Genomic DNA, 24,053 nt, shown 5'->3' with positions numbered 1-24,053 from the left:
TTAGCTGCTAGCTGAGATGCTAAGGGTCACCGATGTAACTATTCAGAGTGGGAAACAGACTTTATATGATTAAGCAGGCCATTGGTGGAGCTATCATAGCGGTCAACAGCGCTGCCGGGCTGCACATCGCCGAGCATATTCGTGGCGAGTAATTTACCGAGCTGCACACCCCACTGGTCAAAGGAATAGATCTCCCAAATAATGCCCTGCACAAAGATTTTATGTTCGTATAACGCAATTAAGGCGCCTAAATGAAAAGCATCCAGAGTATCTATGATCAGTGTATTGGTGGGGCGGTTGCCTGCATGCACCTTATGGGGCGCTAATTGTTCTATTTCATTATTGTTCAGGCCATTGGCTAATAGTTCGCGCTTGACCTCCTCTTCACCAACGCCATTCATTAATGCCTGTGATTGAGCAAAGCAGTTAGCCAGCAAATGCTGATGATGAATGTCCGATTGAGCGCAGCTGTTAGCAGACACGATAAAGTCTGATGCGACATCATGGCTGCCCTGATGCAGCAGTTGATAAAAAGCATGTTGACCGTTAATACCGGTCTGGCCCCATAAAATAGGGCAGGTATTGTATTGAATATGCTCACCTTGCCAGTTGACCGATTTACCATTGCTCTCCATTTCAGCCTGCTGCAAATAGGACGGCAATTGATGTAGTTGCTGATCATAGGGCAGAATAGCCAGAGTATTTATATTTAAAAACGTGGTATTCCATACACCCACCAAAGCCATCATCATGGGGATATTCTGTGCAATATCGGCACTGCGAAAATGCTCGTCCATGGCACTGGCGCCCGACAATAACGACTCAAACGCGCTATACCCTCGACCAATCGCAATAGGCAGACCAATCGCTGACCAGAGTGAAAACCGGCCGCCGACCCAATCCCAAATCCGAAAACAATAATCCGGGGTTATACCGAAGGAAGCAGCTTTGTCAGTATCTTCTGTTACCGCCACAAAGTGCAGGGCGATTGCCGTTTCCGGCGCCTCGCTCAATAGCCATCGCTTCGCCGCTGCTGCATTCAAAAGGGTTTCTGTGGTGGTAAAGGTTTTCGAAGCGACAATAAACAACGTTGTTGCAGCCGATAAACCGGCCAATAGATGCTCTAAAGGAACCGCATCAACACTGGAGATGTAGTGCAGTTTGACGGTATCACCTGGCTGGCTGGGTAAAGCCTCGGTTACCATCTCTGGCCCAAGGTTGGAACCGCCGACTCCCAGGCATACCACATCCGTAATCACCTGACCGCTATAGCCAAACAACTGCCCAGAACGGGCCCGCTCAGAAAAAGAACGAATATGATCTAACTCTTCTTGTACCTGCTGGCCAATGGCTTGATTCGGGCAATGGTCGCTGCGCAAAGCCGTGTGTAATACGGAACGGCCTTCGGTACGGTTAATCTTATCTCCGGCAAACATCGCATCCCGCCAGGCCTCTACCTCGCACTCACGGGCCAGTTGCACAAGGGCTGCTTTGACGTCATCGGAAATACGGTTTTTGGAGTAATCAAACAGGATGCCGCTATGGGCAAGGTGGTAGTTGGCAAAGCGCTCGGAGTCGTTAGCAAACAAGGCCTTGATCTGTTTACCCTCACTAGCCGCAGCCATAGTTTCTAACTGCTGCCATCCCTTAAGATTGTTACGACTCATCCAAACCTCAACCCTGAAAACTGAAATACACGACTAAACTTACTAACACGGAAAAACCACCCGAAACGGCTTTAAAACTTTATCAATCAATAACCATGGACCAGATACCAGAGATGATTAATAGCGTTGCCAGTTTTATTTTTCTTAAAATATATGGCCACTAAAGTAAAAAAATCTATGCCGCACAAACCGGTAGATATTAACAGTTCACTATCGATAAAGTAAGCGAGAGAGTGCCAGCACACACCTTCTCGACGACTCGCTGCCCCTTCAGGCTATTTGCCTCAGCCTCTCCCCACCCGCCTGAAAACCCAGACAGGCAATACCCCGGTAAAACAGTCTATTCTAGAGTTTTGATCAAAAGCATTCGCACAGCCCAAAGCAATGGTATAATGCTATGCCTATATATCATTTTATGATTAAATTTTAATCAATTCATTCAGCCCGCTATCAACAGGAGAGCAGCAATGGAAACCACCACCAAAACCGCCAAAGAGATCTTTTTGGACGTTCAAGCCAACCCTGCCCGCAAGAAATTTGGCTTTGGTGAGAAAGCCATCCTGGTCAATATCGACCCACAAAAGGCCTATACCCGCACCGACCTGTTTAAAACCGCCTATGAAACTGACCCCAATCAAATGGAACATATCAATGGTTTGGCCCGTCAATTTCGCGAGCTGGGCTGGCCGGTAGTCTGGACCCATGTGGCTTATATGGAATCCGCCGAGGACGCTGGTATTTGGGGAACCCGCACCGATACACCCGATAGCCTGCAAAATATTAAGTTTGACTCCGAGCGCTCTGAATTTGATGACCGGCTGGAAATCGACAAGGTTAAAGACGTTATCTATTTAAAGAAAATGCCTTCTGCGTTTTTTGAAACCCAACTGCAGTCACTGTGCGTATGGCACCGTGTTGACACGATTGTCCTGACCGGCGGCTCAACCTCAGGCTGTATTCGTGCCACGGGGGTTGAATCGCTATCTCGGGGTTACCGCACGATTGTTCCTGAAGAGTGTGTTGCTGATAAGCACGAAAGCTATCACTACGCCAACCTGACTGATCTATCGTTAAAATATTGCGACGTCTTAAAAACCGCAGAAGTCACCGACTGGCTAAACAGCGAAATCGCCAAAAAGTAAGACGAACACAGACTGGAACACAACCATGAAAGAAGATCCCGGATTTTACGATTATTGGCCCTACGATAAGCGTCCAAAAATAGCATGGCCTAATGGCGCCAAGATGGCGTTTTGGGTCGCACCCAATATTGAGTACTATGAACTCAAGCCACCGGCCAACCCTTATCGGGCGGCCTGGCCACAGCCCAGCCCTGCCCTGCCCGGCTATACGATTCGCGATTACGGCAACCGTGTTGGTCATGTTCGCCAAATGGAAGTATTGGAGAAATATGGTGTCCGGGGTTCCATCTCTTTGTCTACCGCATTATGTGACCATCACCCTGAAATTATCGAGATGTGCAAAGAGCGCAACTGGGAGTTTTTTAGTCACGGCATTTATAACACGCGCTATACCTACGGCATGACCGAGCAGCAAGAGCGTGATGTGATTAAAGATTCAATGGAAACCATCTATAAGCATACCGGCCAAAAGTGCGCCGGCTACTTAGCCTCGGCACTGTCACACTCTGAACTGACCCTGGACTTATTTGCTGAAGTGGGCACTGAGTTATTTGGTGAGGAAGGCGGTTTTTATACCTGTGACTTATTTCATGACGACCAACCCACGCCCATTCACTTGCGCAATAATAAAAAATTCGTCTCCATTCCCTACTCATTGGAAATGAACGACACGATTGCCTATGTGGTCAATAAAATTGAGCCACGGCGTTATGGCCAGCAGATTAAAGAGAACTTTGATCGTCTTTATCAGGAGGGTGAAGAGTCTGGCACCATTATGTGTATCCCCACACACAATTACCAAGTGAGCTGCCCACACCGTTTAAAAGCTTTTGAAGAAGCGCTGGAATATATCACCGGCCACGACGATGTCTGGGTCACCACCGGCAGAGAAATCGCCGAGTTTTTTATTGATAATTACTATGACGATATCAGCGCCGATATTGCATCCAGACAACAGGGAGGGCAGTAACATGACTTTGGATAAAGACTATTTTGACTACCCACATCGCTCATATGGTATGGACCATGACCGCTATGACTGGTCGATGATCACTGACCGTAAACCCGTGAGCTGGCCTGAAGGAAAAAAATTAGCGCTATGGGTTAATGTCGGCCTGCAATACTTCCCACTAAATCAAGAAGGCAAACCGTTTAAAGTTCCCGGCGGTATGACAATGCCTTACCCTGACTTAAGGCACTATAGTTTGCGTGACTACGGCAACCGTGTCGGTATTTACCGTTTCTTTAAGGCCTTTGATAAATACGGCATTAAGCCTACGATTGCGATGAATACGCGTCTGGCTGAACGCCTCCCTTATTTGGTCGATAAAGTGAAAGAGCGTGGCGATGAAATTATTTGTCATGGTTATCATATGGACGCCCTGCACTATGGCGGACAGGATAAAGACGAAGAAGCCAGCATTGTTAAGAAAGCGCTGGATGGCCTACGTGACATAACGGGTCAACCTGTACGTGGCTGGATTTCCCCTGCCAAAAACGAATCGGAGAATACACCGGAGCTACTGGCTGAAAATGGCATTGAATATTTTTGTGACTGGGTCAATGACGATATGCCCTATGCGTTCAGAACCCAAAGCGGTAACTTAACTGCCATGCCACTATCCACTGAAATCGAAGATCGTTTTGTTATTCAAAACAATCTGCACTCAGAAGACTCTTATGTCGAGCAAGTCTGTGATGCATGCGATTTTCTTATCGCCGAAGCTGAGCAACAGGGCGGCAGGATTTTAGCGTTAAATATCCACCCGTGGTTATTAGGTCAACCTCACCGTATTGGCAAATTGGAAAAAGCGCTGGCATATATTATGAGCAAGGATGAAGTCTGGAGTGCCAGTGCCGGGGATATTCTTGACAGCTGGAAAAGCGCTCAATAAACCCGCTTCACTCACTTCAAGCCGGACATTGGTTCCGGCTTTTTTATGGCCGCTGTTTACAGACGACCGGCTCACGCAAATACTCGGGCCAGGACTGCAACCAGCCCGACAAATGCGTAGCCCCTTCTATCACCCTGAGGCTAATACAAGCGGTTTTCTCCGCCTGCGATAAATAACTATGGCCAATCTGTGGCGGCACGACATAGTCCTCACTACCGATAAAATGGCGCTGGGGAATGGCCTGTACTTTATCAGTAAAATCCGCCGGATTTAATGAACCCGACATGGGGCTGACTTTATGGTATTGAGTAAACGCCGCAACATCCAAATTACCTGCCACGGTTCTAATGGTGGTAATATCATCTCGCTTCGCTGCCAATAACATCACGAGGGCCCCTCCGCCGGAAAAACCCACCAGGTTAATCCGGGTAAAACCATGGTCTGCTTTTAGCTGGTCCAGCGCAGTACTTAGGCTGGCCACCACATCAGCGGAATAACCATAGCGTGTCCAATATTTAGGATTACACTCAGGGTCAGCGCCGGTCGCTATAAAATGGCAGGGACGACCAAGATAAATAACATTGTCGTTTACGGTATCAGCAGCGGCCAATTTCAGGCCCAGGGGGTTATGAGGTGTTGGGTTAAGTGATACCCGCGTTCGAGTAATTAAGGACTTACCATCCCCCTCGATATAGACCGTTAGTTCCTGGCTATCAGATTGTATTTTTTGATAGCTCACCAAACTAAACTGGCCTCCATCAATAGCCTGCCGCGAAAAGCCGGCATCATTGCCAATCGTATCAGCGGCGGCTAACAGTTCAGAAAAGCTTGGGGCGGTACAGGCAGGCAGCAGCCATAGGAGTTGGCTTAAAAAAAAACAGCGCCAGTACTTTATCACGATGCACTGCTCCATGGTCAGCTCTGGGCTTGAGTGGTTTTAAAAAACACCCATCTGTCGGGTTAAACGCTTTTTCTTTTCTTTAAATTCTTTTTCGTTGATTAACAGCAACTCTTGCTGTTCAACAATACGCTGCAAAGGAATGTCCATAGACAGAGCATCTTCTATCATCTCTTTGCCACGGGTAAACGATTTTTTCTCTGAGTAGTAGGCAATCGAATCCACATATTTTTCTTCAAGCTGCTCTAAGGCCGGTGTAATTTTAGGGTGACCGGGATCCACTGTTTTGGCGGCCAATATATCTCGATACACGGCTTTTAGTGCATTGCGGGCAATATTGTCATCACTCAATTTCTGGGCTTTAGCATAGTGGCCACTGGTAGACTCAATCAAGCCTTCCGCTTCAGCCTGTGCGGCAATAGCATCCTCTACCCGTTTTTTCATCGCCGCAAGGCCGGGGTGATCGGACGTTGATTGCTCAACATAATTAATATGCAAACTGGCTTTTTGGTAATTGCGCGCCTGTATCGCAGTATTGGCGATACCAAGATCATAGTCGCCCACTTTCATTAAACCGACATTGGCCGCTGAGTTGTTGCTTTCGATTTCTAAAATGCGCTTATACATAGCACGCAATTGACTGTTATTGGTATCAGATGGCGATTTTTCTGCCAAACGTTCTGCGCGTTTTAATAAGCCATTTTTCTCACGCTGTAATCTGGCATACACTTCTTTGGCTTTGGCCAAATCATTTTTTAGCGAGCGTGTTTTCGAGCCTTTAGGGAAGAAGCGAGACATGGTGCCGATATAAGCTTCTGCCTGATCAAATTGGTTGGCCTTGATCGCCTTGCCGGTATCGACAACCAGTTGGTCGACGATTTTATTACGGCCGCTATTAGCGCTAGTATTAATCGGGTCTAACACTAACACCTGCGAGAATTTTTCCAGCGCATTGTTACCCAATGGCGCACTCAAGCGACCCGCGTCCTGATCTTTTTTCGCCGCGGCCAATAGTTCTTTAATCTGGCGCTGGCGCTCCAACTCCAATTCGCGCTGGATAGCCCGGTCTTCCCTGGCATCCAACACCGCCCGACGAGCCGCAAATAATTGCTGGCTATTAGGCACCAGCTTTTGGGCAATATTTAAGTAGCTGTCGGCTTTATCAATTTTTAAATTTTTCAGCTGAGCATTGGCTAGCACGACATATTTTTCACCCACTTTCTGCAAACCTTCGAGAGCATCGAGATTGGAGGGATCTAACTGCAATACTGAGCGGAATTTTGCGACCGCATTATTACCCGCTGGCGACTGCAGGCGATCTTCTTGTAAATCTTTTGCTGCACCAGCCAGCAATCCAGTAATTTGTTCAATACGCGCTTTTTGTGCCGCTGCTTTCTGCTGGGCAATCTCTTCAGGCGACAATGGCTTCTGTTTAGCCAGTCGCATATCGTCGCTACGCTTTTTGGCTTCAAGGTCATTGATGGTGGTCTGGGCCACCTGTAAGTTCGGGTGCTGACTATCCACTTGAATCGCGGCTGCAATTAATGCTCTGGCGCGAATAAAATTTCCTTTCTGTGCTTCTGCGGTCGACTGCTGTAAGAAGGTGGCCGCTATATTGGCGATACCTTCAAGAGCGCTATTGTTCTCCGGGTCCAGAGCCAATACCGACTGGTATTTGTCATAGGCATTATCACCAATCGGGCTGGATAATTTATTTTCCGATAGCGCTTTTTTCGCCCCCGCCAATAATAATTCGACCTGGCCCTGACGTTGGTCCTGACGAATATTTTGCTGCTGCATCTGGAATAGATCGGCGCGCAGAGTTTGCTGGCGCTCTAACAAGCTTTGATCGTTGGCATAAAAAGCAATTTGCGCGGAACGGTTTAACCATTGCGCGGCAGCCGCTTCATCGACATCACCCATGGATTTTTGTGCGCTATCCAGATAGGTTGAGATCAACGCTTCGATGCCATCGATCGCCTGCTGGTTCATCGGTGCCAGCGCTAAAGCCGTGGTGTAATAATACTGCGCGTTATTATCGGCGGGCTCGAATAAACGACCATCCGCCAGCGCCTCATTGGCATTATCTAATAGCGACAGGGTTTGTTCTTTTAGGGCAAGACTTTCGGCATCAGCAGCACTGATTGACTCGGTATTGCTAACCCACCAACCACCGACACCGGCCAGAGCTAACACCCCAACAATGGAAGCTGCCAAAATAATTTTTTTGCTGCCACCAGCGGCGGCGGGTTGATTGCGCAGCGCGGTGCGTCCCTTGCCGGTATTCGACCGGGTGCGGCCACCGGTGGTATTTCGGGCACGACTGCGTGAAACAGAAGTACTACCCGATGCACGGCGACGACTGCTGGCGCTTTTATGGCGCTTTAAAGCATCTGCCGAAATTATGGTGGTTGATTCGGTGCCACTTTGCAGGTTTGCCTGAATCTCATCCAGCGCATCAATAAATTCCTGCCCCGTCTGGAACCGGTCTTCGGGTGATTTGGCCAGCGCCTTATCGATAAGGTCCTGAAACTCGGCCACTTCGTCCGGTAATTCTGGAATAGGGTCTGTAATATGTTTCAGGCCAATGGAAATGGCAGAATCTGCAGTAAAGGGAACATTGCCCGTCAGCATTTCAAATAAAATGATACCGAGACTGTATAGATCAGAACGGCCGTCTAACGTTTGAGCTTGTGCCTGTTCAGGGCTCATATAGCTCGGGGTACCAATAATGGTACCGGTCAATGTCATATTGGTTTCTGATTCCGTCGAGCGGGCAATACCAAAGTCAGACACGACAGCACTACCGTCTTCGCGGAATAAAATATTCTCTGGCTTGATATCCCGGTGAACAAAGTTTTTGCTGGAAGCATAGTGCAGTGCGGAGGCGATTTGCTGGGTAATTTCCAGACACTCAGACAGCGGCATACCTTTGGCTAAGCGCTGCTTTAAATCACCCCCACGCAACAGCTCCATAGCGATATAGTGACAATCACCATGCTGCCCTACATCGAAAACAGGAACAATATTTTGGTGTGACAGCTGGGCAACAATACGGGCTTCACGCAGAAAGCGCACCCCAAAACTGGCATCAGACAGCAGCCGCGCAGACAGAATTTTGACCGCCACTTTGCGCTGGAAGTTTTTCTGGACGCCCAGATACACAGTCGCCATACCGCCCTCACCGAGGGGCTCGAGTATTTCGTATCCGGGTATTTCAGGTGCTGACGCCATAAAGTTTCTATCTTCCTGATTCAGGAAGGTTCAATCCCAGTTGTTTAATGTGCATAAAACCCGCAAGTTTATAGTTTGGGGGCCTAAATAACAATCAATGACCTGCTGCTAAACCCAGCCATGTCAGCCATTAAAGTAATACCAGCGCAGCGGCGGCCACCGCGACCACAGCCACAGCAACGCCTATCCACAGTTTAGTCGAAGACGCTGTTTCTACGTCTAGGTATTCAATCACTCGGTCTTCCGGTGGAGGCATCAGGCCATCGGGGTCAAAGGTAAACTCAATTTCCCCAAACATCAGGCTGTCATCGCTGTAAAGCTCACACTCTTCAATCAGACGGTCATTAACATAGGTGCCATTGGAAGACTCGAGGTCACGGACCACCCATATACCATCCATTTTTTCCAGCTCGGCATGCTCGGAAGACACCGATGAAGACTTAATAATAATGTCATTAAACGGCGATCTCCCGACCACCAAGAGCTCTTTATTGAGCTTGAATTTCCGGTCGGCCACTGGCGGGGTCAAACCCAATAGAGCCACCTCGGTTGGATTCTGGGCAGCAGCCTGTTTAATTTTCGCGACCGCCTCCTGGCCAATGGCGACGGTTTCGCCATCATCCGGATTAATCTGTGGCGAGGAAATAATGGTTTTATCATCGGCAGCCCCAGACATACGCTCCTCAGGTTGAGCCGCAGGGGGCGCTATAATGGTTTTTTCGTCCTGCCCCTGTGATTCTTGCTGTTCTTGTTCTTGCTCCTGCTGGGCCTGACGCACTTCTTCAGCGGTGGCCATAATCGTTTTCTGGTCCGCTTTCTCAGCAGCGGACTGCGCTTCTTGCTCTTGCTGGGCCTGACGTACCTCTTCAGCGGTGGCCATAATCGTTTTCTGGTCCGCTTTCTCAGCGGCAGACTGCGCTTCTTGCTCTTGCTGAGCCTGACGTACCTCTTCAGCGGTGGCCATAATCGTTTTCTGTTCTGCTTTTTCAGCAGCAGCCTGCTCTTCCTGCTGCTCTTTCTCCTTCGCGAGGCGTTCCTGCTCTTCTTGCTCTTCTTGCTGCTCTTTTTCTTTCGCGAGGCGCTCTTGTTCTTCTTGTTGTTCTTTCTCTTTCGCAAGACGCTCCTGCTCTTCCTGCTGTTCTTTTTCTTTCGCGAGACGCTCTTGCTCTTCCTGCTGCTCTTTCTCTTTCGCCAGGCGCTCTTCTTCGGCCTTTTGCTGTATTAACTGCTCTAACTCAGCCTGTTCCCGCTCAGCCTGTTCCTGCGCCAGGCGCTCTTGCTCCTGTCTTTCCTGCTCGGCTTGTTCCTGAGCTAAACGCTCCTGCTCGGCTTTTTCTCGAGCCAGCCGCTCTTGTTCCTGTTTTTCCTGCTCGGCTTGTTCCTGAGCCAGCCGCTCTTGCTCAGCTTGTTCCTGGGCCAGGCGTTCCTGCTCAAGCTTTTCTTGCTCGGCCTTTTGCTGGATAAGTTGCTCCAGTTCGGCTCTTTGCTGGGCCAACCGTTTCTGTTCCTGCTGTTCCTGCTCAGCTTTTTCCTGAGCCATGCGTTCCTGCTCGGCTTTTAGATCGGCCAGGCGCTCTTCTTCCAGCCTTAATTTTTCAGCTAATTCCTTTTCCTTACGCTGATGTTTCTCCCGATCGGCTTCACTTATGGGCTCAGGAGCAGCCAGCACGGTTTTTTCATCATCCGCGGCCTCATTCAAGGTAATCACTTTAAATTCAACGATATCAAATTTAATCACATCGCCTTCTGCTAGCAGCGATGTTTCTACCTGGTTTTGATTAACAAAGGTACCATTAGAAGAATTGTTATCACTGATGGTTAAAACACCTGAAATAAATTTCAAGGTAGCGTGATGACGAGAGACAAAGCCCTCGTTGATAATCAGATCGTTATCCTGCTCACGACCGATTTTTAGATCGGCTTTTACCGGGTAGACTTTCCCTTTATGGTCACCAGCCATCCCTTTTATGGCAAAAGAGGTGGTGACGGACCTGATTACTGTTGCGTTTTCCATGCTTAGCCTCTAACCCAAACCACCGCCAATAAACCACCAGGCCGCCGCACCGATAACCGCCAGTGATGCCAGCCACAGGGCAATATGGTTAGATGAAGCTTCGACTGTCTCGGCTTCGGCTTTTGGGTCATCAACAGACACCGCCTGCATTTGCTGAGTTTCCCGGATATGTTTGGTTTTCATATTCACCGCCAGAACGGTGATATTATCTTTCCCCTCGGTCGCCAAGGCGGCGTCAATGAGCTGATCAACCAATGCCGTCTCATCGCTGCAGGTTTCTATATACTGTTGAATTTCTGCGTCGGTCACATAGTCCGTTAAACCATCCGAGCAGAGAATAATCAGGTCGCCTTCTTTAAATTTTCCTCTGGCAGTCTCTACTTCCACCGCGTCCAGATTTTGTTGCCCCAGAGCCTGGATCACCAGATTACGTCGAGGGTGGTTTTGTGCTTCTTCTTCAGTAATCACCTCTTCGTCGATCAGGCGCTGGACTAAAGACTGGTCATGGCTAAGCTGGGCTAATTCGTTATTACTCCAGAGGTAGGCGCGGCTATCGCCGACCCATGACACTTGATAGTCTGAGCCGTGCACCAATAGTGCAACAACGGTAGAAGCCATACCCGGGCGCCCCACACCTTCTGCAGGGGAGGCTTTAACCGCCTGGTGAGCCATATTGATGGCATCATCCAAGCCGTGTTCGGCTTCAATTTCAGACTTGATGACGTTACAGACAATTCGGCTGGCGATTTCACCGGCATCTTGTCCACCCACCCCATCGGCCATTACCCAAAGGCACAGCTCAGGGCTGGCTAGAAAACAATCTTCATTATTACTGCGTTGATTGCCTATATCCGTTTTTGCGGCATAAGAAAGCATGGTCACTCTTTATATCGTGTTAGTTATCGTTTTATATGTCTACTTGGTAATAAATCTGCTTAAGCTATTGATATTTATTATAGTTTGCCGTTTGAATAATACACACCTGCATTGAATAGAATCTACCATCCCGGCTTATGGATGCCAAAAAAAACGGCCAATCCCAAGGGATTAACCGTTTTTGGCTACTCGCTATCGGGAAACTGTTAGAAATCGTACCTTAGAGTGCCCGAAATGGACTCGCTTTCATAGTCCGTTTTATCCACATAGTCATAACCTACGGCAAAACTGAAGTTGCCCTGACTGAAGGTTCTCAGCTTCAGGCCAAATTTCCAGGACTCTTTCTCTACATTGGCACCATTGGTGATAAACGCAGCCCCGGTCACACCGACAAAGTTTGAATCCACTTCCACTTCATCACCGACGGTGTCATACATGTAATCAATACTGATTTCAGGTATCCAGGTGACTTCGTTGGCGGTGGTATACGGGTAGGCTGCCTTAAAGCCTACGCCTAACACCAATACTTCAACATCTTCCGTTGAAATATCCAGGCCAACATTGCCGGCCCCGGTCTCGCTATAGCTATCTTCACGCAGATAGGTGTAATTCATCTCTGCTTTAGGGGTCACAAACCAGCCGCTCTCAAAAGCCAGTGGCAGACCGCCACGGATTCTAAAGTTGTATTGGTCACCATCATGCTGACCTTTGGCAATCACCGTTTCACCCGGGGTTAATGACTCATCAACCACCCGCACAGACTCGTAATCATTCTGGGCATAAGCAAACTGGCCATCAAAATAGTATTTGTCGCCGTTATAGCTGCCATAAGTGGTAAAGCGATAGCTATCAATACTCATACTATTGCGATCTTCCAGCTTCATATCGACATCGGTATCGGCATAACTTAAGGCCATACCGGCATCAATACGATCACTCAGGGGAGCATCAAAGCCCAGCGCAAAACCGAAAGTACTGGCATCAAAACCATCGACCGCATCGCGCACACTTTGGTCGGTTTCATTGTCATAAGCTTGTAGCCAGAACCCGTTAACCCCTAAAGGATCACCGGCAACAGCACCGCTAAAGCCGTAGTAGCCACGCAGCGATGTCATCCGGTTATCGACCGTACTGGCTGCCACCGCATCAGCTTGCATAGCACCCAATGAGCCGCCTTCAACCGTATCCGGGTTAAGGGAGCGCAGGGCTTCGGCATAGGCAATTTCATCTTCTGTTGTCTCCCGGGGTAATAGCGCCAATTGTGTGGCCACACCGGATAAGCGGCTACCCTGCAACGCGGGGTCACCCTTTAAGGCAATGGTATTGAGCGAGTCAGCAACCCGATCAACATTTTGGCCACCTTTGGTACGCTCAATAGCAGGCGGTAACGCCGGAGCAAAATTAATTTCGCCAATCGAGGCGGTCAGGATCTGGCCCCGCTGAATAACTTCAAACTCGATGGCCGAGGAATTATCGGTCACGTCGATACCGCCAATTGCATCATCCAGACAATCAGGGTCCGCCGCCGCTTCCGAGGTATCACAGCCCGTGGCTGTGTCCACATCACTAAGCAGGGTACCACCGGCGGTTAAAACATTTAACGCATAACCATCACTGAATAAATCAAAACCTGATTGGATGGCGATATAAACACCGGCCCCTCTGACATCGGCATCACCGGTGACTGCCAGTTGTGAAAACTGAGCCACGCCAGTTTCAGTACCGTTGGCTTCAACCACCAGCGAGCCATTAAAGGTCAGGTCACCATTGATGGTGCTAATAGAGGCGCCGGGTGTTTGTGGGTCAATACCCACCCGAATCAAGGAGGCGCCGGTCACTGCCCCTGAATTACCTCGCAAGGCCACATAACTACCATTGTTTAATGCAATATCACCGATACTACCGCCAAAGTTAAACACAGACGTCGCATTGCTGATATTGCCCGCCGTACCAGTGTTATCAAAGCTGCCACCGCCGCCCACAAAACTCAGGTTGCCGATAACACCATTGCCGCCATTAATAGCGTTGCCACTCACATTGCTGATATTGCCTGCTGTACCACCCAGATTACTAAAACTGCCACCGGCCGCAGCCAGTGTGACATCACCCAGGCTGCCACTGTTAGTCACTGCAGTGCTGCCCGTCACCGCACCGGTGATAGTACCAGCGTTGGTTAATGCGCCGCCCGCTGCAATATAGGACAAGCTGCTCAGGGTACCGTCGTTGTTTACATTGCCCGTTACATTCGAGACATTGCCAACGCTACCGGTGCCATTGGAGAAATTACCTCCGGTGGCTACCAGCGTGACATTACCCAGACTGGCACCGGTATTGATAACACCATTGGCACCGCTAATATCTCCGGCAATACCGCCGTTATTAAAGCTTCCTCCAGCACTGCTAAAGCTGACATTGCCGACAGTACCCGCGTTGTTGGCAGGCCCTGCGACATTGCTAACATTGCCCACCGTACCGGCCGCATTGGTAAAACTGCCTCCGGCCGTGGCCAAGACCGCATCCCCCATCATCCCGCCGTTATTGATAACGCTATTGGCATTGATAATATCGCCAGCACTGCCGGTATTGGTAAACGTGCCGCCTGTCGCGCCAAAACCGACATTGCCGACGCTACCGGCATTGCTGGCAGCGCCTGCAACATTGCTAACATTGCCCACCGTGCCGGCATTATTGGTAAAGCTACCACCCGCCATCGCCAGCACCACATCACCCAGCGTGCCGCTATTGATAACAGCGGTATTACCTGTAATAGCACCGCCAATGGTACCGCTATTGTCCAGAGCTGCTGCACCGCCATCGACATATGACAAGCTGGCCAGCACACCGTCATTGATAACATCGCCCGTCACATTGGAGACATTGCCTACGGTACCGGGGCCATTGGAAAAACTGCCACCGGCCATAACCAAAGTCACATCACCCAGCGTTGCTCCGGTGTTGGTCACCGCATTGGCATTGATAATATCGCCAGCGCTGCCGGTATTGGTAAAGCTGCCGCCGGCCATGCCAAAATCTACATTGCCTACGGTACCGGCATTACTGGCAGCACCGATAACGTTGCTAACATTGCCGACGGTACCAGCATTATTAGTAAAGCTACCCCCGGCGGGGGCCATAAATACATCCCCCAAATTACCGCTATTAATCACTGCGGTAGTACCCGATAGATTACCCGTAATGGTGCCGGTATTAGTCACTGTGCCGCTGCCACCCATCATATAGGTCAGGCTGGCCAGGCCACCGCCATTACTGACATCACCGTTTACATTCACCACATTGCCCACACTGCCGGAGCCATTGGAAAAACTCCCACCCGTGGTAACAAGGTTGACATCACCCAGCATCGCGCCGGTGTTGATCACCGCATCGGCATCAATAATATCCCCAGCGCTGCCAGTGTTGGTAAAGGTCCCGCCTGCGGCACCAAAAGCCACATTGCCAACGGTACCGGCATTGCTGACGGCACCGATAACATCGGTGACATTACCCACCGTGCCTGCGGTGCTGACAAAGGAGCCGCCGCCCGGCGCAAACTGGACATTGCCTAAAGTGCCGCTATTAACCACCGCGCCCACTCCCAGCAAATCGCCAGCCGTGCCGGTATTGTTAAAGCTGCCACCGCCGGCACCAAAATTGGTTTGCCCATTGATGGTACCGTCATTGTTGATGGTGGTGATGCTACTGAGCGTATCTAAAACTATGATGGCACCAAAGCTGCCGCCCTGAATGATACCGCTGGCGGTATTGTTAAGGGTGGTAATCCCCGAGCCGTTATCCAGTGCAATGGCCGCATCGCTGCCACTAATCGTGCCGCTATTGGTGATGGCTGATGTAAATACCGCGCCATCCTCGACCGAGATACCACCATCACCAGTGATAGTCCCGGAGTTAATTAACTCGCCCTGGGTCGAGTTAGCACCGCGTAAAACATAGCCATCCCCGCCTGCCATCGCACCTTGTAAAGTACCGGCATTGGTAAAGCTGCCGGTCATGGCACTTTCATCCAAAATAAAACCGCCGGTAATGGTGCCCGTAGCGGTATTGGTAATGGCGCCCACGCTTGAAAGCTGGACATCGAGACCATAACCAACAAACTCACCGGTTTCAGGGCCAGGAGAGCTGATCGTACCAGAGTTGCTAATACCGCCAGTCACCGTGCTCTGGAAAACCGTCATGCCCCCTTCAACACCCGCGATTGAGCCTCCGGCAGCATTATTAATAGCGCCATTAACGGTACTATCGGCGAGCAATACCGCAGTACCAATACTGCTACTGATACTGCCAGTATTGGTAATAGATCCCGTAACGGTTGAACCACTTAATAAGCTCAGGCCGGTAGAGGAGCTCTCTGTGGTACTGGGAACACCGGATGCAACTATACTGCCTGCGTTGCTAATGCTATCGACAGTGGTATCCACTAACTGGACACCGGCAAGGCCTGCGATAGTGCCGCCTAAGTTATTGGTGATTCCACCTGTTAGGGTTACACCGTCTTCCAATAGCACACCAATGCCATTATCGCCGTCAATATCACCGCTATTATCAATTCCACCGGTGAGATTAGAGAAGGTCATATAAATACCGTCGATATCACCGCGAATAAGCCCACCGGCGGCATTGCTGATACCACCATTAAGCTGCGCATTATCGGCCAGAATACCTACCGGACCACCCTCAATATTGCCGCCGGCATTGTTGCTAATGCCGCCATTAAGTACGCCGCCATTAATAATAGCAATGGCAGCATTTAGCGTGCCCTCTATGGTGCCGGCATTGTTAATGCCGCCATCGAGTGTTGAGGGGTGAAAGTAAGTATTGTTAACCGACACCACAATACCGGAGCTACCCCGGATAACACTGGCAGGGGCATTATTAATACCGCCGGAAAGCTGGCCACTTTCGATATTGATACCCACGCCGCTGGTAGATGTAATCAAGCCGCTGGCGCCACTGTTGCTAATACCGCCGGTCACCTGGCCCACCACGATATCGATCGCATTGCCGGTATTGGCCTGAATAACACCAGAGTTGGTAATAGAGCCGTTAAGCACGGGCTGGTTGGGCAGTCCCCCGGTCAATTCTGAACCGCAACTCATATCGCAAGTAGGGTCGACGCGCTGCTCTATACGAATAGCTGCCGCACCTAAACCCGCTTTATCGCCGGTGATAATACCCGTTGCGGTATTAATAATATTGCCGGTCATCACCGCCTGATTATCCAGCGCAATACCGGATATATCGCTGTCGATACTGCCGTTGTTGGTAATGGTGCCGGTATAGTTAACGCCCTCAAGGTAAATACCATCACCGCCAGAGGTCGAGTTAGGGACATCTTGAACGATTTCGATAATATTGTTGTTGGTGATATCACCCGTGGGGGTTGTTACTCGCACCCCCACATCAAAGCCACTAACACTGAAAATATCGATAACACCGGTATTGCCGATGGTTAATCCACCGGGTTGCGATGACTGCTCGGCTGTCACTGTGTTGGTAATGGTTGTCTGTGCTATTGCTACAGGTACTATCGACGCCTGAGCCGCAATAATCGAAGAGGCTAATAGCGTTTTCTTAAAGGTCATTCGGTATTCCCCACGCCAGAAAGGCTGTGAAAGTAAAAGAGTTTTTATCCTTTTAGAGTAGCTTGAGCGGAGAAAATAACAAGCCAAAAAAAAAGCCAGAACCCCGAAAGGTACTGGCTTTTTTCAGTATTGAGACTTAGTTAGAAGTCATAGCGCATAGTCGCCATAATTGACTGGCTGTCGTATTCATCTTTCTCAATATAATCAATACCACCGGAGAAGCTCAGGCTACCCTGACCAAACACACGCAGACGCAAGCTGGCTTTGTACATTTCCTGCTCAACATCGGCACCGCTGGTGATAAAGCCACCGCCACTAACGCCGATAAAGTTAGAATCAATCTCAACTTCATCGCCGATAAAGTCATACAGATAATCCAGGCTAAGCTCAGGAATCCAGGTGGTTTCGCTGGCGGTAGTGATGGGGTAGGCAAATTTAACACCCAGCCCCAGAATCAATACTTCAACGCTCTGTGAATCCACTTTCAAACCTGCGTTACCCGCGCCTTTTTCGGTATAACCATCTTCAGCCAGATAAGTGTAATCCAGTTCTGATTTTGGCGTAATATACCAGCCGCTCTCTGTCGCTATGGGATAGCCACCGCGAACCCGCAAGCTATATTGATCACCGTCGTGATCGCCTGTTGCCACCAAGGGGGCAGAGGTCAAAGTGGGGTCAATAGCACGCTCGGTCTCATACTCATTAAAGGCATAGGCCAACTGACTATCCAGATAGTAAGTCTCTGCGTTATAGCTGCCATACAGGGCCAGACGATAACTCTCGATACTCATTTCATTGGCTTCAACCTTGCCTTCAACATCGGTATCCGCATAACTAAAGGCAACACCTGCGTTAACATTTTCGCTGATCGCGCCATCAAAACCACCGGCAAAACCAAAGGTGTCGGCATCAAAACCATCCACACCATCGCGCGTGCTTTGATCGGTTTCATTATCATAGGCTTGCACCCAGAAACCGTGAATACCCATAGGGTCACCGGCTACTGCGCCACTAAAACCATAGTAACCGCGTAAAGCAGCAACCCGGTTATTAACCGTGCCAGCTGCCGCGGTATCAGCGGACAGAGCACCGACCGCAGAGCTTTCAACAGTGTCTGGGTCCAGTGTGGTTAGTGCGACAACTTTTTCTTCATCGGTCAAAGAAGAACTTTGCAGATTACCCAGCACTTGGTCCAGTTCCGAGCCACTCTCAACATCTTCTGCGGGGACGTCATTCAAAGCTTCGGCAACATTGGTCACGTTATCCGCACCGGTGCTACCAGTCAGCCCAGCCTCCTCAATAACATCATCGATGGGGGCGGTAAAATCACTGACTCCGGCAATAGCAAATAGCTCGTTGCCGCGCTCTTCAATGGTAAAGCCCACTACGGAAGAGCCCGAGTCAATATCTAAACCATCTGCTGTGCTTGCATCGGAGATCAAGCTGCCACCGGCACCCAGAAAGGCAAACTCATCACCTTCGGCAGTCACACTGCCAGTATCCAGAGCAACGTTGATGGTAGCTCCGGTTAGATCAACATCACCGGTCACCTCAAAGCGACCATTGGAGGTAAAGCCCGCACCAGACTGAGCGGCCGCGACCACCACCAGCTCACCATTAAAGGTTAAATCACCATTGATAGTACTTACGGTAACGCCATTACCCAGTGAACCTGCAACCATAACGCCGGCACCGGTCACAGTTCCGGAGGTACCGCCATCAGAGGCATAACTGCCACCGTTCAACATAACATTGCCACCAATAGTACCGGTGTTAAATACGTTTAACGCACCGCTGATACCACCGCTGATGTCACCATCATTCAGTACATCACCACCGGTCAATGCGACCTGCCCCATAATCATACCGGTGTTAATGACACCATTGACGCCTGTCACATTGCCTGTGCTGCCGCTATTGATCACGTCATCTGCACCACTAATATCACCCGCGCTACCGGTGTTAGTAAAAACACCGGCTGCTGCAAAACTGACATTACCTACAGTACCTGCATTGCTGGAAGCACCAGAAACACCGGTGACATTGCCAACTGTACCTGCCGTGCTAACAAAAGTACCGCCACCGGGAACAAACTGAACATTGCCTAAAGTACCGCTATTGGTAACCGCAGTAACAGCCAGTAAATCACCTGCCGTACCGCTATTGTCGAAGCTACCACCAGCCGCACCGAAATCGGTTTGACCCATGATGGTACCCGCATTCGTCACCGAGCCAATTGAGCCTCCGTCGCGAGTAATAATGGCACCCTCAATAGCACCATCGATTACCCCGTTAGCACCATTAATCAGTGCCCCAATACTGGAACCGGCATCAACGACGGCAACACCGACACTGGAGCCGGTAATAGAGCCCTGGTTATCCAAGGTTGCCAATGCAGCACCTTGCTCAACCACAACACCGCCATCACCAGCGATCGTGCCTGAACTGGATAATGTCGCTACAGAGCTTGTGCCCCGGATAACCACACCATCACCACCGGCAGCGGCTGCTACCACACTGCCCGTATTGGTGATATCACCAGTAGACGTGACATCTTCAAGAATAAGACCGCCGGTAATCGTACCGCTGTTGTTGATCGCACCAACCGTTGATTGCTGGATATCAACGCCATAGGCATTGTTCATTGCCGGGCCGTTGGGACCTAACGAGGTAATATCACCCGCATTGGTAATACCTCCAGTGATTGAACTATTGAAGGCGATAATACCGCCGTTACTGCCATCAATAGTGGCACCGGCATTATTGATAATCGAACCGTTGACCGCGCCATTATTTAAAAAGATAGCGGTACTATCAGCGGCAATAATATCGCCACTGTTGGTGATATTACCGGTAACCGTACCAGGTTCAACTGTCGCCAATGGCAGGCCGAGCAGAACATCAAGGGGGTCGCCACACTCGATATTACAAATCTCAGTCAAGTCATTATTGCTACCGATGGTAATACCTGGAGCAACGCCGGTGTTTTCAATCAGGCCACTGTTAGTAATAAAGTCAACGCTGGCACCATGGGTAATGGAGATCGTACCGTAGTCAAAGGCATTGGTTGAAAATAGGGGGAGTGAGCCGGATGATACCTGTGCGGCGGTGATTGACCCCGACAAAGTACCCGTATTAGTAATACCGCCCGTAACGCCCGCCGTTGTGTTCTGGCTAATGGTTTCAGTCTCACCGCCTGATGGGGTGTCTTCAACAATATCGTTGGTAATGCCATTGATACGCAGCGCCTGGGCTCCGCTAATGGTACCGCTATTGTTAATACCACCGGTTATCTTACCGCCATAAATCGAAATCGCTGATTCCATACCATTGGTACTTTCTATGATACCGGCATTATCAATGCCATTAATCACAGTGTCAGGCATAGCAATACCATCAAGCGTCTTTTCAGAATCAATGACAATCGCCTCAGCCTGGGCAGACCGAATAATCGCTCCGGACTGGTTGGTAATGGCCGCATCAACACCATTGCCCTGTACGTCTACTCCACTAAACCAGAGTGCGGGAGCAGGGTCATCATCGGGGAAAGCTGTCGTCGTATTTTCTATTATGCCGCCAGTTAAATTAATGATACTGCCGGCCATGCTAGAGCTGATTAAAACATTCGAGGTGCCATCAAAGAAAACCTCAGAATAAATATCAATGGCCGCATAGTCTTCGGTATTACCGCGAATAGTGCCGCTATTAATAATATCGCCGTTGATGGTGGCAGCAGCGAACTCCATACCCGCCGACCCCTCTATCAGGCCGGTATTGACAATATCGCCATTGATGGTGGCATCGTTATCAGTATAAATGCCAATACCATTACCAAAACTGCCGGTACCGCCCTGAATAGAGCCCGAGTTATTAATACCGCCCGATGCCGTAGAGCTAATACCAACAAAAATACCGTTGCCTTCGCTCGTTATAACGCCAGTATTGGTGATCCCGCCTGACAGGCTACTGTTGTCAAAAACACCCACTCCGACTGCCCCGGCAGAATTAAATGTTACGTCGATTTGGCCGTCATTGCTTACACCGCCTAAAAGCACAGAAGATTCGGCAACGGCCACACCAAGACCCGTGCCAGATATAATGCCATTTACACTGTTCACTATGCCCGACTGAACCGTACCATTACGCACTAACACAGCACCGCTATTACCTGCTTGGGTATCTATCGTTCCGTTGTTAGTAATACTGCCTGTTAATACAGCAAGCCCTGTATTGCTAGTTGTTACTGTCCCGCCATTAATAATAACGCCAATATTATCCCCTACGATCAGACCATCATTAGTCACCGAGCCGGTTAGCGTGATGGGCGATGCGTTATATACGCCTGCTCCCAAACCCGTAAAATCGATAGTGCCTGAAGAGGTAATCGTTAAATCCGGTGCCGTCGAGCCGTCCAGAATAACGCTGCCTGATATCGTTGAGCTAATGGTTGTCTGGGCCTGGCCGACAGTAGGGATAACCGCTGCGGCACTGGATATTGAAATCGCGAGTAAGTTCTTTTTAAACTGCATCATTAGGTCCTTTATTTTATTAATACAGAATGTGGATTCTGTGTGTAATCTATTACTTTTGGCGGGAAGGAGATCTAACCTTTGTTTATTATTTCTATCGAATTATGTTGCATTATGCACAGATGAAACAAGTTGGCAATTTTTTTAGATCTGCCCGAATAGTGATACACTTTTAGCAAGCTCGTTTGCCTCCCGGTGTGATGCTCGTTACTATCGCCCAAGCCCTATTAATAAGGAATTAACATGCCCGCTCACTCTTCTCTGGCCGATATGATTGGCAACACCCCTTTGGTCTACCTGCGTGAAATCTCGGAGGCTACAGGCTGCAGCATCTATGGCAAAGCGGAATTCCTGAACCCCGGCGGTTCTATAAAAGACCGCACCGCGCTGGGCATTATTCGCGATGCTGAAGCCAAGGGCCAATTACAGCCCGGTGGTACTATCGTAGAAGGTACCGCGGGTAATACCGGTATCGGCTTAACCCTGATAGCCAATGCTCTGGGCTATAAAAGCGTTGTGGTTATGCCACAAACTCAAAGCAAGGAAAAAATCGAACTATTAGACCTATACGGCGCCGACCTGCGCTTGGTCAAAGCCACCAGCTATGACGACCCCAATCACTATGTCCACCAAGCCGACCGCTTAGCCGAAAAGCTCAATAGCGAGCGTGACAACGGGGCTATCTGGGCCCGCCAATTCGACAACCTCGCCAATATGGAAATCCATAACCGCACTACCGGCGAAGAAATCTGGCAGCAAACCGACGGCAAAGTCGATGGCTTTATTTGCTCAGTGGGCACCGGTGGAACCCTGGCCGGTGTGGGTACTGCTCTAAAAGCCCATAATAGCGATATTAAAATTGGCGTTGCCGACCCTATGGGCTCTGCCCTTTACAGCTACTATAAAGACGGTGAATTAAAAGCCGAAGGCCGCTCTATTGCCGAAGGGATTGGTATTAGCATTATCACCGACAATATCCGCGAGGCCGTGATCGATATGGCCTACCAGATTAGTGATGAAGAGGCGCTGCCGTATATCTATAACTTGCTAAAACATGAAGGGCTTTGCCTGGGTGGTTCATCGGCCATTAATATTGCCGGTGCTGTTGAGCTAGCGAAAGACATGGGGCCGGGGCATACCATTGTGACGGTGCTGTGTGATTATGGGCACCGCTATCAGAGTAAATTGTTTAACCCGGCGTTTTTGCGGCGGATGAAGTTACCGGTGCCGGACTGGATAGATTCCTAAGCATTGATTTCCTAAGCCTTGACCGTCTAGGCCAGAGCCATATCCGCTTCAAAAGCGCCTGACAGTTTTATCCTGTCGCGCTGGATACGCATAATGGAGCGCTCAAGCACGCGCTGTTCAACCGGCGGCAAGTCCACAAACTCCGCACCAATCAAAATATGCTTTTGATCATTCGGGTCGACCTCAACACTACGCACAGAGGCTTCGCATTGAATATTAACGCCGGCAAAATCAAACACTAACTCATCCAGTATATCGTTATACTGAAAGTTATCCGGCCCGCCACTGTTATCCATCTCATCCAGCAAGACGTCCATCGCAATACCGGTACTGGACACATTGCGCAGCAAGCCATGGTAAGCATTGCCCTCGGGGCCAACAAAATGAGAATCGATTGAGCTGCTGTTAGCGATGGGCAAACGGTAAGCGCTGCGGCGCTGGCCCGCCTCGATATCCTGCGGCATAGCCAGAACATAGATAGGGGCATCATCATAGCGGTGCTGCTCAAGAATGGTGCTTTCAAACTTTATCTTTCTACCGCCCTTTTGCCGTATCGCCAGATGCACTTTTTGCCCCGGTAAACCCACAAAGCCGGTGGGAAATAGCTCATCAATCAGCAGAGTGCGCTCATTGGGATCTGACTCCAGGATAATACTTTGGTAGAGCACCTCATCACCCTCTATCTTGACCTCAAGAAAGTCACGGTTTCTCTGGGCTTGATGCAGATGCAAATAGGTGTAATTCAAAGCATTATCCGCTTTGAGGGCAGGTTTACCGCGCAGGCGATCAATAAATGATGTAATCATGGCCAATACCAGCAAGTAGTCTTTGCTTATACCTGTATAAAGTCGGCGCAGGTGGCTATATCTTTAGCCAGCCAAGGCCTCAAGAGCTCATCCTAAAGCGGATGGCTCAGAAATAACAGCCCATTAACAGGGTGTTAGACCCAA

General features: G+C 49.6%; 12 protein-coding genes. 4 read left to right on the top strand and 8 right to left on the bottom strand.

All coding sequences use genetic code 11. The annotated features are described in order from the left end of the window. Window positions 1-38: 38 nt before the first annotated feature. On the bottom strand, window positions 39-1,667 hold the full coding sequence (gene pgi, locus BST96_RS08975) for a glucose-6-phosphate isomerase (RefSeq protein ID WP_085758381.1): 1,629 nt from the start codon (window positions 1,665-1,667) through the stop codon (window positions 39-41). 467 nt (window positions 1,668-2,134) lie between these two features. On the opposite strand from pgi, the gene BST96_RS08970 reads away from it, so the two are divergent. Genes BST96_RS08970 through BST96_RS08960 form a run of 3 tightly spaced genes read left to right on the top strand, consistent with a single transcriptional unit; the run spans window position 2,135 to window position 4,704 of the window. Beyond that, complete coding sequence (locus BST96_RS08970; RefSeq protein ID WP_085758380.1) at window positions 2,135-2,809, top strand: isochorismatase family protein; 675 nt, start codon at window positions 2,135-2,137, stop codon at window positions 2,807-2,809. A 25-nt stretch (window positions 2,810-2,834) separates the two neighbouring features. Beyond that, window positions 2,835-3,779, top strand: a complete 945-nt coding sequence (locus BST96_RS08965; RefSeq protein ID WP_085758379.1) for a polysaccharide deacetylase family protein — start codon at window positions 2,835-2,837, stop codon at window positions 3,777-3,779. Between the two features lies 1 nt (window position 3,780). Then, window positions 3,781-4,704 (top strand): polysaccharide deacetylase family protein, encoded by a 924-nt coding sequence (locus BST96_RS08960; protein WP_085758378.1) that lies wholly within the window; start codon window positions 3,781-3,783, stop codon window positions 4,702-4,704. Between the two features lie 43 nt (window positions 4,705-4,747). Here BST96_RS08960 and BST96_RS08955 read toward each other — a convergent pair whose 3' ends face one another. The 6 genes from BST96_RS08955 to BST96_RS08930 all read right to left on the bottom strand — a co-directional run bounded on the left by BST96_RS08955 (window position 4,748) and on the right by BST96_RS08930 (window position 21,855). Continuing rightward, window positions 4,748-5,602: an alpha/beta fold hydrolase gene (locus tag BST96_RS08955; RefSeq protein ID WP_085758377.1), complete on the bottom strand. Its 855-nt coding sequence runs from the start codon at window positions 5,600-5,602 to the stop codon at window positions 4,748-4,750. A gap of 39 nt (window positions 5,603-5,641) precedes the next feature. Next, window positions 5,642-8,836, bottom strand: a complete 3,195-nt coding sequence (locus tag BST96_RS08950) for a serine/threonine protein kinase (RefSeq protein ID WP_085758376.1) — start codon at window positions 8,834-8,836, stop codon at window positions 5,642-5,644. Between the two features lie 130 nt (window positions 8,837-8,966). Then, the gene (locus BST96_RS08945; RefSeq protein ID WP_085758375.1) at window positions 8,967-10,850 is read right to left on the bottom strand and encodes an FHA domain-containing protein; all 1,884 of its coding nucleotides are present in this window, start codon (window positions 10,848-10,850) and stop codon (window positions 8,967-8,969) included. Between the two features lie 9 nt (window positions 10,851-10,859). Next, on the bottom strand, window positions 10,860-11,726 hold the full coding sequence (locus tag BST96_RS08940) for a PP2C family protein-serine/threonine phosphatase (protein ID WP_085758374.1): 867 nt from the start codon (window positions 11,724-11,726) through the stop codon (window positions 10,860-10,862). A gap of 206 nt (window positions 11,727-11,932) precedes the next feature. Next, window positions 11,933-17,326: an autotransporter domain-containing protein gene (locus tag BST96_RS08935; RefSeq protein ID WP_085758373.1), complete on the bottom strand. Its 5,394-nt coding sequence runs from the start codon at window positions 17,324-17,326 to the stop codon at window positions 11,933-11,935. Between the two features lie 140 nt (window positions 17,327-17,466). Continuing rightward, a complete protein-coding gene (locus BST96_RS08930) occupies window positions 17,467-21,855 on the bottom strand; it encodes an autotransporter domain-containing protein (RefSeq protein WP_206045428.1) in 4,389 nt (1,462 codons plus the stop codon). A gap of 243 nt (window positions 21,856-22,098) precedes the next feature. Between BST96_RS08930 and BST96_RS08925 the strand changes: the two genes are divergently transcribed. Further along, a complete protein-coding gene (locus BST96_RS08925; RefSeq protein ID WP_085758371.1) occupies window positions 22,099-23,103 on the top strand; it encodes a cysteine synthase A in 1,005 nt (334 codons plus the stop codon). Between the two features lie 26 nt (window positions 23,104-23,129). Here the strand turns inward: BST96_RS08925 and BST96_RS08920 are convergent, their stop codons facing one another. Beyond that, on the bottom strand, window positions 23,130-23,909 hold the full coding sequence (locus BST96_RS08920) for a flagellar brake protein (RefSeq protein ID WP_157117910.1): 780 nt from the start codon (window positions 23,907-23,909) through the stop codon (window positions 23,130-23,132). Window positions 23,910-24,053: the final 144 nt, after the last annotated feature.

The sequence above is a fragment of the Oceanicoccus sagamiensis genome, from assembly GCF_002117105.1.
Classification (GTDB): Bacteria; Pseudomonadota; Gammaproteobacteria; order Pseudomonadales; family Dasaniaceae; genus Oceanicoccus; species Oceanicoccus sagamiensis.
Note: the sequence above shows the minus strand (reverse complement) of the source record. Positions and strands in the feature narration are given on the sequence as shown.